The sequence below is a fragment of the Phytopseudomonas argentinensis genome, from assembly GCF_900113905.1.
Classification (GTDB): domain Bacteria; phylum Pseudomonadota; class Gammaproteobacteria; order Pseudomonadales; family Pseudomonadaceae; genus Aquipseudomonas; species Aquipseudomonas argentinensis.
Window position 1 is genome coordinate 1,389,570 of the sequence record NZ_FORC01000001.1, and the last position, 13,360, is coordinate 1,402,929.

Annotated in this window: 13 protein-coding genes and 3 tRNA genes; 8 read left to right on the forward strand and 8 right to left on the reverse strand. The window is 57.6% G+C overall.

The window, feature by feature from the left end; genetic code table 11:
* Positions 1–3 precede the first annotated feature (3 nt).
* The gene (locus BM154_RS06300) at positions 4–933 is read left to right on the forward strand and encodes a glycosyltransferase (RefSeq protein WP_074881491.1); all 930 of its coding nucleotides are present in this window, start codon (positions 4–6) and stop codon (positions 931–933) included.
* On the opposite strand, the gene BM154_RS06305 is transcribed toward BM154_RS06300, so the two are convergent.
* The 5 genes from BM154_RS06305 to BM154_RS06320 are packed head-to-tail and all read right to left on the reverse strand — an operon-like array spanning position 835 to position 5,726.
* Positions 835–2,124, reverse strand: coding sequence for a lipopolysaccharide biosynthesis protein (locus tag BM154_RS06305; protein ID WP_074881492.1), 1,290 nt, complete (start codon positions 2,122–2,124; stop codon positions 835–837). The genes BM154_RS06300 and BM154_RS06305 overlap by 99 nt on opposite strands.
* A gap of 2 nt (positions 2,125–2,126) precedes the next feature.
* Positions 2,127–2,435: a hypothetical protein gene (locus tag BM154_RS23760; RefSeq protein ID WP_139225393.1), complete on the reverse strand. Its 309-nt coding sequence runs from the start codon at positions 2,433–2,435 to the stop codon at positions 2,127–2,129.
* A gap of 31 nt (positions 2,436–2,466) precedes the next feature.
* Positions 2,467–3,318 (reverse strand): glycosyltransferase family 2 protein, encoded by an 852-nt coding sequence (locus BM154_RS06310; protein ID WP_074881493.1) that lies wholly within the window; start codon positions 3,316–3,318, stop codon positions 2,467–2,469.
* On the reverse strand, positions 3,315–5,273 hold the full coding sequence (locus BM154_RS06315) for a tetratricopeptide repeat protein (RefSeq protein ID WP_074881494.1): 1,959 nt from the start codon (positions 5,271–5,273) through the stop codon (positions 3,315–3,317). Before BM154_RS06315 ends, BM154_RS06310 begins: the two co-directional genes overlap by 4 nt.
* A gap of 24 nt (positions 5,274–5,297) precedes the next feature.
* Positions 5,298–5,726: a pilin gene (locus tag BM154_RS06320; RefSeq protein ID WP_074881495.1), complete on the reverse strand. Its 429-nt coding sequence runs from the start codon at positions 5,724–5,726 to the stop codon at positions 5,298–5,300.
* Positions 5,727–5,986: 260 nt separating this feature from the next.
* Between BM154_RS06320 and pilB the strand changes: the two genes are divergently transcribed.
* The 7 genes from pilB to BM154_RS06355 all read left to right on the forward strand — a co-directional run bounded on the left by pilB (position 5,987) and on the right by BM154_RS06355 (position 12,810).
* Positions 5,987–7,687 (forward strand): type IV-A pilus assembly ATPase PilB, encoded by a 1,701-nt coding sequence (gene pilB, locus BM154_RS06325; protein ID WP_074881496.1) that lies wholly within the window; start codon positions 5,987–5,989, stop codon positions 7,685–7,687.
* Positions 7,688–7,689: 2 nt separating this feature from the next.
* A complete protein-coding gene (locus tag BM154_RS06330; protein WP_074881497.1) occupies positions 7,690–8,913 on the forward strand; it encodes a type II secretion system F family protein in 1,224 nt (407 codons plus the stop codon).
* 3 nt (positions 8,914–8,916) lie between these two features.
* The gene (locus BM154_RS06335) at positions 8,917–9,789 is read left to right on the forward strand and encodes a prepilin peptidase (protein ID WP_074881498.1); all 873 of its coding nucleotides are present in this window, start codon (positions 8,917–8,919) and stop codon (positions 9,787–9,789) included.
* A gap of 107 nt (positions 9,790–9,896) precedes the next feature.
* Positions 9,897–10,505, forward strand: a complete 609-nt coding sequence (gene coaE / locus BM154_RS06340; protein ID WP_074881499.1) for a dephospho-CoA kinase — start codon at positions 9,897–9,899, stop codon at positions 10,503–10,505.
* A complete protein-coding gene (gene yacG, locus BM154_RS06345; protein WP_070884463.1) occupies positions 10,502–10,702 on the forward strand; it encodes a DNA gyrase inhibitor YacG in 201 nt (66 codons plus the stop codon). The genes coaE and yacG overlap by 4 nt, the downstream gene beginning before the upstream one ends.
* 39 nt (positions 10,703–10,741) lie before the next feature.
* Positions 10,742–11,269, forward strand: coding sequence for an MOSC domain-containing protein (locus BM154_RS06350; protein ID WP_074881500.1), 528 nt, complete (start codon positions 10,742–10,744; stop codon positions 11,267–11,269).
* Positions 11,270–11,511: 242 nt separating this feature from the next.
* Entirely contained in the window at positions 11,512–12,810 is a 1,299-nt protein-coding gene (locus BM154_RS06355; protein WP_074881501.1) for an NAD(P)/FAD-dependent oxidoreductase, read from the forward strand.
* A gap of 201 nt (positions 12,811–13,011) precedes the next feature.
* Here BM154_RS06355 and BM154_RS06360 read toward each other — a convergent pair.
* The 3 genes from BM154_RS06360 to BM154_RS06370 form a co-directional block, all read right to left on the reverse strand.
* Positions 13,012–13,087, reverse strand: a tRNA-Lys gene (locus BM154_RS06360).
* A 5-nt stretch (positions 13,088–13,092) separates the two neighbouring features.
* Positions 13,093–13,169 (reverse strand) — tRNA-Pro (locus BM154_RS06365).
* 9 nt (positions 13,170–13,178) lie between these two features.
* Positions 13,179–13,254 (reverse strand) — tRNA-Asn (locus tag BM154_RS06370).
* Between the last annotated feature and the right edge of the window lie 106 nt (positions 13,255–13,360).

The following is a 13,360-nucleotide window of genomic DNA, read 5'->3' on the forward strand; positions in this document are numbered from 1 at the left end:
TCGATGAAGGCAAATACCAACACACCAATCACCGGTCTTGTTCTTCACTTTCGTACACCAGAAAAAACACTGGTCTGTCTACGATCCCTTCAGCAGGAAGGTATCCGCAAGGTCATCGTCGTAGACAACTCAGAAGATGGTGGGCAATCCATCGCAGCTATGCAGGACGATCTGGATGCGCTGCACAACGCCGGGTTTGATACAGAGGTATTGAACCCTGGGCGCAACCTCGGCTTTGCAGCTGGCGTCAATATGGGGCTTGCACATATTGCTGCCAGCCAAGCCAGCCACGTACTGCTAATCAACTCAGATGCACAACTGACCCCCTGCGCACTCAGCCACATGCGCCGTGCGCTGCAAACCGCCGCCATCGTGGCGCCGCGCATTGCGCAAGGCAATGAAACGCATACATCACCCTTCGCCTACTACGACCGCTTGTTAGGTCTGATCACGCGCAAGCCCTACGCCATGCCATTGCGCCATGCCAGCGGCTGCTGCCTCTTGGTTCGCGTCGATCAAGCGCATGCACCGTTGTTTGATCAGGATTTCTTCTTCTATGGTGAGGACGTCATGCTTGGCTTTACTACAGAGCAAAACCAGATCGCCGAACAGGAATGCCCGCAAGCAAGTGCCTCACACGCCACTTCGTCCAGCGCCAAGAACGGCTCGCTGTTCTACGAATACCACATCAACCGGTCACACTGGTTGCTGGCCTGCAAGCTGGCTCGCAACCGGCTGGAGCTGTGCGCGTTCATCACAGCTCGGTGCATGACGCTACCTTTACGTGCCCTGATACGGAGTTTGCGCTTTCGGTCACTGGTCGCTTGGAAGGGCTTACTTATGGCAACTTTCGATGTATTGTGTGGAAGATGCCGAAGCCTTACGCCACCGCCGACCACAACAAACCCGCACCACCAACCCACTCCCCAATAACGCCATTGCCCATTCGGAGCACACCAGCGCCAAGGCCATACCAAATATGCCTATATATGCCGTCAGCAGCATGGCCGCCACGCTCAACACCACCAAACCAGCCACCTCGAACCCTGCTCGCATCCAGGGCTTGCCCAGCGCCATCAGCGCATTGCCAGCCGCAATGCGCAGGGCCATACCGGGCACGGCAAGGCACAACCAGCGGACCACCTCATCCACCCCTTCGTATTTTCCCCCCAGCAGCCAGGCGAATAACGGCGCACAGCACCAAAGCGCCACCGCCAGCCCCATACCGTAAAGAGCTGTAGCGCCAAAAATCCAACGTAACAGGCGCGCAGTGCGTTGCGGTTGCTCATGCCCTTCGCGGAACAAGCGAGGCAATGCCGATAGCATCAAGGCAGTCACAGGTAGTGTGACTGCCCCCACCACACGTGCAGCCGCCGCGTATAAGCCCGCGGCAGGCAAGGGCAGCAATCTGATAGCCAGCGTCTTGTCCAACTCTGCCGGCCCAATCGCCGAGATATTGAGCGCGGCATAACTGGCCGCCTCACGCAGCTCCTGCCCACTCGGCCGGCGCCACACACGTGGGTGCGGCCAGCGGCGCGGGAGGCACGCCAGCATCACCAGCAAACCAATTGCAGTCGCCATACAGTAGCCATAGCCGTAGACCGTCAGTGGATCTTCCGGTGCCAGCCAGCCCACAGCTGCGGCCGCCACCAGGCGCAGCGCCAATGGTAGCGTCTGCAACAATTGGGAGCGCGCCGTATGTTCAGCCGCCAGCACTTCAACCACCGCCAGGGCCGACAGCGGCATCAGCAGCATCTCTGCCACCCCAAGCGCCAACAACACGCCCCAACCCACGCCACTGGCATGCAGTAGCTGGGTACAAATCAATACAAAGGCGATCAGCAGCGCGCCGCCGCACAGCAAGGTGGTCGGCAAAGCATACGACAGTATTTGCGCTCGGCTGACCGGGTCTTTAGACATCGCACCTAACAGCACCAGATGCGTACCGAAGGTAGATAGCGTACCCAGCAGCACCGCTAACGCAGCGACACCGACAAAGCTGCCAAATTGCCCGGGGCCAAGCATCCGCGCCACCAACAACAAGATGCCGGCCTGTACGATCAGGCGCAGCCCCAGTACCACACTGGTGCGTAGAGCGGCTAAAGCGATCGGACCTCTAAACATGATCAGTGTTCTTTTACGAAGTAGCCACCCATTTTAGGTGCGCTCTGAAATTCTATTTCCCCTTGCTCGCGCAGTTTTTTTGGCAGCGCTCGATGGTTCTTTGAGTAACCTGCGGGATAAGGGGCAGCTATTGCGCTTGCGTTAACGGGTTGATTGGCCGTAATGACCTCCAGAATCTCCAACGCACCGTGCAACTGCAGATTCACGTCGATCACGATACACAGTACATCGCGCACTTTGTTCGGAATCTCTTCCAGCAATTTTTGCGCGCGCTGGATACCTACAGCCTGGCCTTGATTATCGTAACCCACTAGCACCGCACCGCCTTCCGCGTTGCCGAGTTCAGCCCTTATCCTTGTACATCAAGGCGGTGATCTGCTCGGAGATCAGCCCCATCAAGAACACCATCACAGCCCCGCTATAAAGCAAGGCACTCATATTGGTAAAGCGACCTTCTGTGCTGAGCGTATAGCCGTACCAACCGGAGGCCAGCATGAACATGATCACCGCCACCGGCGCAAATATCTTTAACGGTGAAAACAACGTGCCGATCTTAAAAATAATCAACAAAAAGCGAGAGCCATCGTGCAACAAGCGAATATGGCTTTTGCCGATACGCCTGGCCGTATGAATCGGCACATAGGCAACAGAGTAACCGGCACGAAAAAAAGCCATGGTACTGGTAGTGGGGTAGGAAAACCCGTTGGGTAGCAGATAGAGAAATTCGCGGAATTTATTTGCCCGTACAGCGCGAAAACCCGACGTTAGGTCTTCAACTCGGTGCCCCGTCATCCAGCTTGCAAGGCGGTTGTACAGGCCATTGGCAAACCCACGCCCAATGCTGGCTTGTGAGCCTTTCTGACGCGCACCCACTACCATGTCGTGCCCCTGCTCAGTCAACACCAGCAGACGGGGGATATCCGCTGGATCATGCTGGCCGTCGGCGTCCATAAACACAATTACCTCGCCCGTGGCGGCACGTGCCCCGCTCTTGATCGCAGCACCATTACCCTTGCTGTAGGGATGATGCACAACCCTGGCTCCCGCTGCGGCAGCAACCTCTGCCGTGCTGTCAGTGGAGCCGTCATTGACCACAATCACCTCGGCATCCGGGTAGAACTGGCGAATGCCAGCCACAGTTGCACCAATGGCTAACGCCTCATTTTTGGCGGGGAGGACGATGCTTATATTCATGGCGCTTCCGTAGCAGGGTTCTCGGTTTTTATTGCCTCTTTCAAGGCGCTATCCAGATAGGCTATATCTTGCTCATAGGAAGTACGCGAACGCTTCAGCTTGCGCGAATCCTGCTGTGCCAACACTTTGGTAGCTTGCTCGAGCAGAGCTAATGCCTCTTTGGGGTGTCCACCAGACGCCACTTCCGCCACCATGGCTAAGGCTGCATCGGTTTCCTGGTAGAGACTCATCGCCAGGCTGTAGTATTCATATGCTTGGGCAGTATCACCAAGATGCAGGTAAATCTGGGCACGCAGGTAAGCCACTAAGCGAATAAACAAGGGAAATTGATTGTAGACAATACTGCTATCCATCGCACCCAATAAATTCAAGGTATAGCGAACATACTCTGGCGAGTTACTTTCCAGCACTGCCTCAACAATGGTGCGCACGCCTTTCACAGTTTGTGCATCAAACTGCTGCACCTTGAGCCGCTCGCCGGCTTCAATAAAGTCCTGCTCTGAAGCCGCTCCTACATATACCTTTTGCAGCAAGAGACGGACTGTTAGCAGTGAGCTATGGGACAACCGCTCACTTTCCGCAAACAAATACTCGTTAGCTTTCTCGTACTGCCCATTTTTCATGTAATAAGCTGTCATACTGTTGATGGCGCGCGGCGATTCAGTGGCAGCCTGCATCCAGTACAGCTCCAGCTTTTCGCTATTACTCCAAAGCGATGCGCGCAGCCAAGTCATGGAGGCCAGAACACCAAGAATGGCAACCGCAACGACTGGCAGCAGTTTGAAGCGGCCAGTCAAAATGACGCAGTGATAGGCCAACGGTAGAAATAGAAACAGGGCTGCCAAATGATTGCGGTGCTCAAAATACAACTCCAACCCAACCACTGTGGATTCCATCAAGTGGGCCGCAAAGAAAAACAGAATAGCCAGACTGATCAGAGGTGTTTTTTTACGCAGTAAGAAGGCAAACACAACAAGAGCAAACAAGAAAACAATGGCAAAAAAAGTACTAACCGGCTCAAACAACCCATTGGAAATAACGTAACCATCCTGATACAGGCCATTGCCTTCAATTCTGGGCACAAACAGATGAAGCAGGTACTCGCAGACAATTCGGGCTTCGGTTAGCAGACGTTCAACCTGATTAAAGTTGCGACTCGGCCACGGGTTATCGGAAAAGTCAATGTAGCGAGCCAATAGAACGGCGATAGCAACGGAGGGAAGCCAGAGAAATACAGCCCGCCACTGCCAGACAGGCTTGCCATCCTTCGGCAGACAGAACTCAATAACCAGAATAAGCAACGGCAGCAAAGCACCATTTTCCTTGCTGAAAGTGGCCAGCAGCGTGCCTGCACCTATCGCCAACGTCATCAGCACATAGGCACGCCTAGTGCGTATAGCCATCTGCAAGCGCGCAGACAGGTAAAGCACAATTCCCACTAAGCAGAACAGCGTGGCCAGTTGCGCCATACGTTGCACCACATACAGCGTGGTAGACACCATATAGGGGTGCAATACCCAAAGCGCACAGGTCAGAACGGCAATCCATTGTGCCTGCCGCTCACTGACTGACTTGAGATTGCGCATCAGCAATAGCGTTGCCCAACACAGCAACAAGCCGCACAATATATGAATCAGCAAATTGGTGTATTTGAACCACGGCGCGTAACTTGGCCAGGTATTGTCATCCAGCAAAAAGCTGGCTAGCGATAAAGGGCGCCCTGTCGGACCGGCCCAGCCACTAAAAACAAAAGCCCGAAAGGTTTCTAAGTTGCTTACGCCACCGAGATCTCCCATTGTCTCCAGGTTGGGCTGATCATCAAATAAAAAACCACCACTTAGGCCAGGCCAATAGACAAAGCAGACACTTAACAACACGACAGACAGCAACAAAAATGGCTGCACTACAAATATATTCTTCATAAAAATAAAAAGGCGATGCTTATAAATAAGCATCGCCTCCCTCTGAAACCTACGATATTATCGGCAGTTCGAAGGAATGAACTTTGTATCGATCGGAGTGGTGGCGCCTGGCTTGCACTTCCAGCGAATACCGCCAGCATTAGTAGTTGGGCTCAGCGCCAAGGTAGCGCCACTGGATACCTTATCATTAAACGCGATAGTGATAAGGCCATTCGCAACAGTAACGCTAGTAACAGCATTGCCTGTGATGGATGTATTGGTAGCCAGCCCAGCGGAGGTATTGTTAGCAGGATAACGATTGTTGCTGGACAAAAACTCGGATACGGAAGCCTTGGCACCACCAGCGAGGCTCAAGCCTTCGGAAACGTGAGAACGCTTGGTGTAATCCTGGTAGGCAGGCAGCGCAATGGCAGCCAAAATACCGATGATCGCAACAACGATCATCAATTCAATCAGGGTAAAACCCTTTTGCATTTGAGCTTTCATGTAACTCTCCAGTCATTAAGTATCAGGCAGACAAGCCTGACGATGACATAGCAGAAGCCGTGCCAAGTCTTGAACGCCGGCGGCTGGCCATAATTACTGCCAACGCCCTCACATAGTCACCACTCCCGGCGACGCCATGGCCATTACGCCAAACGCATTGATGCGCACCTTGTGACACTTTGCGTCACCTTGGCATTGGCAATTTGGCAGCCCCTGACATCTACGCTATAACGCACCCATCTATTGATGCTGAGGTGCCCATGAGCGAGAACATTCCCCTTTCCGGCCTGGCCAAGCAGGTGGTACTGGCTGAGCTGCTGGACGAAAAGGCCGCTCAACAGGCGCAGGTGCAAGCCAAACGCAACAAGCTCTCTCTTGTTCATTATCTGGCTCAAAACAAGCTGGTGAAAAGCCGCGCCCTAGCGGAGCTGACGGCGGATCAGTTCGGCATCGCTTATTTCGACCTCAACGCCCTGGACAAGGAAAGCCAGCCGAAAGACCTGGTCAGCGAAAAGCTGGTGCGCCAGCACCGCGCCCTGCCCTTGTGGCGCCGGGGCAACAAGCTGTTTATTGGCATCTCCGACCCTTCCAACCACCAGGTTGTTACCGATATTCAATTCAGCACCGGCCTTTCTACCGAGGCGCTGCTAGTCGAGGACGACAAGCTGGGCGACGCCATCGAGAAGTTCTTCGATACCGGCCATAGCGGGCTGGAGGACTTAGGCGATGTGGATTTGGACGGGCTGGAAACCGAGAGCGTCGACGATGACAAGAAGCCGGAGGGCGGCCAGGATGCCGATGACGCCCCAGTGGTGCGCTTCGTCAACAAGATGCTGCTCGACGCCATCAAGGGTGGATCCTCTGACCTTCATTTCGAACCCTACGAGCGGACATACCGTGTGCGTTTTCGTACCGACGGCATCCTGCACGAGACGGCGCGTCCGCCGATTCAGCTGGCACCCCGTATCTCTGCGCGCCTGAAGGTCATGGCCGGTCTGGATATTTCCGAGCGGCGCAAGCCGCAGGACGGCCGTATCAAGATGAAGATTTCCAAGAGCAAATCCATCGACTTCCGCGTCAACACCTTGCCCACCCTGTGGGGTGAGAAGATCGTGATGCGGATTCTCGACTCTTCAAGTGCGCAAATGGGGATCGATGCTCTGGGCTATGAGGAGAGCCAGAAGGAGCTGTATCTCAATGCGCTCAAACAGCCTCAGGGCATGATTCTGGTCACAGGCCCGACCGGCTCGGGCAAGACCGTATCCCTGTATACCGGCCTAAACATCCTCAACACCCCGGATGTGAATATCTCCACGGCCGAAGACCCGGTAGAAATCAACCTGGAAGGCATCAACCAGGTCAACGTCAACCCCAAGCAGGGCATGGACTTTACCCAGGCGTTGCGTGCATTCCTGCGCCAGGATCCGGACATCATCATGGTTGGTGAGATTCGTGACCTGGATACGGCATCCATCGCCATCAAAGCCGCGCAGACCGGACATATGGTGATGTCGACCCTGCACACCAACAGCGCCGCGGAGACCCTCACCCGCTTGCGCAATATGGGCGTGCCTTCTTTCAACATCGCCACCTCGGTGAACCTGATCATTGCCCAGCGCTTGGCGCGCAAATTGTGCGTCTCCTGCAAGAAGGAAGCGGATGTGCCACGCGAGGTGCTGCTGGAGGAAGGTTTCCCGGAAGACAAGATCGGTAGCTTTAAGATTTATGGCCCGGTTGGCTGCGAAAACTGCAAGAACGGTTATAAAGGTCGTGTCGGTATTTATGAAGTGGTTAAAAACACGCCGAGCCTGCAGCGGATTATCATGGAGGAAGGCAACTCGATCGATATTGCCGCGCAAATGCGCAAAGACGGCTTTAACGACCTGCGCACCTCGGCCCTTGTGAAGGCCATGCAAGGCGTGACCAGCCTTGAGGAAGTCAACCGCGTGACCAAGGATTAACCATGGCAGCAGCAGCAAAAGCGCCCAAGACCAGCACCTTCGTCTGGGAAGGCAAGGATCGCAAGGGCAGCATCGTCAAAGGCGAGCTAAACGGCCAGAATCCGGCGCTGGTCAAGGCGCAGTTGCGCAAGCAAGGTATCAACCCGACCAAGGTCCGCAAGAAAGGCATGAGCCTGGGCGGCACGGGCAAGAAGATCAAACCGCTGGATATCGCCCTGTTCGCGCGCCAGATGGCCACCATGATGAAGGCTGGCGTGCCGCTACTGCAGTCCTTCGATATCATCGCCGACGGTGTGGAAAAGCCTGCCATGCGTAAGCTGGTGGACGAGCTCAAACAGCACGTGGCAGCAGGTAACAGCTTTGCTGCCGCGCTGCGTACCAAACCCCAGTATTTCGACGACCTGTTCTGCAACTTGGTTGATGCAGGTGAGCAATCCGGCGCACTGGAGAGCCTGCTTGACCGGGTCGCCACCTATAAAGAAAAAACCGAGGCACTCAAAGCCAAGATCAAGAAAGCCATGAATTATCCGATTGCCGTCATTGCGGTCGCGATCATTGTCTCTTGTATTTTGCTTATAAAAGTGGTGCCGCAGTTCAAAGAGGTTTTTGCTGGATTCGGCGCCGAACTGCCTGCATTTACACTCTTTGTTATTGGTATATCCGAAGGGCTGCAAGAGTGGTGGTTCATTTTCCTTATTGCCCTGATCTGTGCGGGCTACGCCTTCATACAGGCCAAACAGCGCTCGGAGAAGTTCCGGGATACGCTGGATCGCACCATTCTCAAGACCCCTATCGTCGGCAATATCGTTTACAAGGCGGCCGTTGCCCGCTATGCGCGCACGCTATCGACAACCTTCGCCGCCGGCGTGCCGCTGGTCGAGGCTCTGGACTCGGTGGCCGGCGCGACCGGTAACGTGGTGTTCCGCAATGCCGTCGCCAAGGTCAAACAGGATGTCACTAGCGGTATGCAGCTGAACTTTTCCATGCGCTCGACCAATGCCTTCCCGGCCATGGCCGTGCAAATGACGGCGATTGGTGAGGAATCCGGTGCACTGGACTCCATGCTCGACAAGGTAGCCAGCTATTACGAGGCCGAAGTGGATAACGCGGTAGACGGCCTGACCGCGCTGATGGAGCCGTTGATCATGTCCGTATTGGGCGTATTGGTCGGCGGCCTGATCATCGCCATGTACCTGCCGATCTTCCAACTGGGCTCCGTCGTCTGACCCATGACCATCATCGACTTTCTGGCCGGCAATACGCCGGCCTTTGTTTTCTGCGTGCTGATCATCGGCCTGCTGGTTGGCAGCTTCCTCAACGTAGTCATTCACCGCTTGCCAAAGATGATGCTGCGCGACTGGCGCACTCAAGCGCGTGAAGTGCTTGAGCTACCAGCCGAGCCTGCTGGTGAAACCTACAACCTGGTACTCCCCCACTCCAGCTGCCCCCATTGCCAGCATGAAATCCGCCCTTGGGAAAACATCCCGGTCATCAGCTATCTCTTCCTGCGCGGAAAGTGCTCTGGCTGCCAGGCGAAGATCAGCCTGCGCTATCCACTGGTCGAGCTGAGCTGCGGCCTTATCTCGGCCTATATCGCCTGGCATTTCGGCTTCGGCTGGCAAGCGGCGGGCATGCTGGTGCTGGCCTGGGGCCTCCTGGCGATGAGCCTGATCGATGCCGATCACCAGTTGCTGCCAGACTCGCTGGTGCTCCCGCTGCTGTGGCTGGGGTTGATCGCCAACAACTTCGGGCTGTTTACCAGCCTGGAAGATGCTCTATGGGGCGCTGTGGCGGGCTACCTGAGCCTGTGGTCGGTGTTCTGGCTGTTCAAGCTGGTGACCGGCAAGGAAGGCATGGGTTATGGCGACTTCAAGCTGCTGGCGATGCTTGGCGCCTGGGGCGGCTGGCAGATTCTGCCGCTGACCATTCTGCTGTCTTCGGTGGTCGGCGCCGTGCTCGGGGTTATCATGCTGCGCCTGCGTGACGCCAGAACCAGCACACCGATTCCTTTTGGCCCGTACCTGGCCATTGCCGGATTTATCGCGCTGCTCTGGGGCAAGCAGATTACCGAAGGTTATCTGCGCTTCGCGGGTTTCAACTGACACGCCCAATGGCCCTGACGCTTAATCCTGTCTACGGTCGCCCTGATTCGCCACATACGCCCGACTCCCTTACAATCCGCCCCTGATTTTTTGAGGGGCAGCTCACCATGAAACCCTGGACGCTCGGGCTTACCGGCGGTATCGGCAGTGGCAAAAGTGCCGTGGCCGCGCAATTCGCCGCACTGGGCGTCGACGTGATCGACTCGGACCAGGCCGCTCGCTGGGTCGTCGAGCCAGGTCGCCCGGCACTGGCAGCGATAGCCGAGCACTTCGGCGATCAGGTCCTGCAAGCAGACGGGCATTTGAACCGCCCAGCACTGCGCGAACTGATCTTCCAATCGCCTGCAGAACGCAGCTGGCTGGAGGGACTGCTGCATCCGCTGATCGCCGCGGAAACCGCGCAGTTTCTGGCCAATGCCAAGTCGCCCTACGCCATCACGGTCTCGCCGTTGCTGATCGAGTCCGGCCAGTACAAGCTGGCGCAGCGCATCCTGGTGGTCGATGTGCCCGAGCAGCTGCAGATCGAGCGCACCATGCAGCGTGATCGGTTGTCTGCCGAACAGGTGCACGCGATCATGGCCGCCCAGGCCACCCGCGCGGCCCGCCTGAGCCATGCCGACGACGTACTGGTAAACGACCGCGACCTGGCCTGGGTCAAACAGGAGGTCGAACGCCTGCATGCCTTTTACCTGACCTTGAACGGAGGCCAACCATGACCACACCTACTCTCGTCGCCTGCCCAACCTGTGCAGCGCCCGTGGAATGGGGCCCGCAGAGCCCGAGCCGCCCATTCTGCTCCGAGCGCTGCAAGCTGATCGACCTGGGTGCCTGGGCCTCGGAAGAACATGCGATCCCGGGCAATCCGCTGGAGGACGATCTGTTCTCCGACGACCTGCCGCCCAGCCGGCACTGAGCCACAGTTCCTTGTCCCCGGTGACGGCGGAACCACGCCTTGAGGCCTGACACCTACCCGGCCAGCCCTTTCCAGGCATTGATCGCCGCCGTGCCGCAACGCGGCCAAGTGCGCTGGATCGGCGTGCGACCTGAAAGGCTTGGCGACATGCTGATTCTCGATGCGGTCGAGGCCCGCCGCGAAGCAGGCCTGACCGGCGACCATGCTCGCCCCGGCCCGCGCAATGCCCGCCAGGTCACGCTGATCCAGTGGGAGCACCTGGCCGTGGTCAGCGCCCTGCTTGGCCGCGACCCCGCGCATGGGATAAAGCCCGAGGATCTCAGGCGCAATATCGCCGTCAGCGGCATCAATCTGTTCAGCCTCAAGGGCCGGCGCTTCCGCATCGGACAGGCGATCCTGGAAACCACCGGCTGGTGCCAGCCCTGTGCCAAGCTCGAACAGCGCCTGGGCCTGGGCACGTTCCAGGCCGTTCGAGGCCATGGCGGGATTACCGCGCGGGTGATTCACAGCGGAATCATCCGCCTGGGCGACTCGCTCGAGGTCGAGCCGCTGGAGCAGCTGCAATAGCCACGCCCTCGCTCCCGGTGCGCGCCACACTGTTAGAATGCGCGGACGCGTCGCGGAGGAATTGAACCCAGGCGGCAGGCTTTCTGTCGATGAGTTGACGCAACGCACGCAGCCTCGATGCAGCACGACACGATTTCTGACGCGCAGGCACCAGCCTGCGCGTATTGGCACATGAGTCGCCCGGCGCTGGAGCCTCGCTCGCCCGGACTCGCCACCGATTTCCTAGCCTTGTGAGACTCACCATGACCCATCGAATCGTTATTGTCGGCGGCGGCGCCGGCGGCCTGGAGTTGGCTACCCGCCTGGGCCAGAAACTCGGCAAGCGCGGCAAGGCGCACATCACCCTCGCCGACGCCAACCTCACCCATATCTGGAAGCCGCTGCTCCACGAAGTAGCCGCCGGCTCGCTGAACTCCACGGAGAACGAGCTGAATTACGTGGCCCAGGCGAAATGGAACCACTTCGAATTCCAGCTCGGCCGCATGAGCGGGCTGGATCGCGAACGCAAGACCATTCAGTTGGCCGCCACCCTGGACGAAGAGAACCGCGAACTGGTGCCCGCCCGCGAACTGCCCTACGACACGCTGGTGATCGCGGTAGGCAGCACCACCAACGATTTCGGTACCGAAGGCGCGGCCAACCACTGCATCTTCCTCGACACCCGGGAGCAGGCCGAGCGCTTCCATCGCAAGCTGCTCAGTCACTACCTGCGCGCCCACGCAGGCAACGGTGACAATGACCAGATCAGCGTCGCCATCGTCGGTGCCGGCGCCACTGGGGTCGAGCTGGCTGCCGAGCTGCACCACGCCGCGCGGGAACTGGCGGCCTACGGCCTGGACCGCATTCGCCCGGAGAACATGCGCATCAGCCTGGTCGAAGCCGGGCCGCGAGTGCTGCCTGCCCTGCCGGAGCGCATCAGCGCGCCCGTGCACAGGACTTTGGAAAAACTCGGCGTGAACGTCATGACCGGCGCGGCGGTGAAAGAGGTCACCGCCGAGGGGCTGGTGCTGGCCAACGGCGAAACCATTCCCGCCAGCCTCAAGGTCTGGGCGGCCGGCATTCGCGCGCCGGCCTTTCTCAAGGAGCTGGACGGCCTGGAAAGCAACCGCATCAACCAGTTGGTCGTCACCAGTACGCTGCAGACCACGCGCGACGAAAACATCTTTGCCTTTGGCGACTGCGCGGCCTGCCCGATGGGTGACGGCAGCGAGCGTAACGTGCCACCGCGCGCCCAGGCCGCACACCAGCAGGCTTCGTTGCTGGTCAAATCGCTCGCCCTGCGCCTGCAGAACCAGCCACTGCCGAGCTACACCTATAAGGATTACGGCTCGCTGATCTCGCTGTCGAGCTTCAGCGCCGTCGGCAATCTGATGGGCAACCTGATGGGCAGTGTGAAGCTGGAGGGCTGGTTGGCGCGGATGTTCTACGTCTCGCTGTATCGCATGCACCAGATGGCGCTGTACGGCCCCTTCCGCACGCTGCTGCTGATGCTCAGCGACCGCATTGGCCGCAGTACCGACCCGCGCCTGAAGCTGCACTGATTCCACAGGGCGCCGAACAGGTAGTTGATGGGTTTCACCCATCCTACGACCGATCCCCGCAGGTCATACTATGGGTCAGGTCGCTTAGGTGAAATCCACCGTTCCTGCCGCGATGCCGGCAGGAGCGGGCCGTGCTGACCAGGAACCAGAAAGCAAAAAACCCGCCGTTAGGCGGGTTCTTTACTCAAGCAGTGCTTGAAATGGTGGGTCGTGTAGGATTCGAACCTACGACCAATTGGTTAAAAGCCAACTGCTCTACCAACTGAGCTAACGACCCAAATATGGTCGGGGTGAGGGGATTCGAACTCCTGACATCCTGCTCCCAAAGCAGGCGCGCTACCGGACTGCGCTACACCCCGAGGAAAGATTGGCTCCGCGACCTGGACTCGAACCAGGGACCCAATGATTAACAGTCATTTGCTCTACCGACTGAGCTATCGCGGAACTATTTTCTTTCTTTTCTCTGTTTGCGTTGCCGCTGCAGAGGCGCGCCATTTTACGGTTTCGCGAACCGCTGTCAACCCCCTAAATTGCTTTTATGACAATGCTT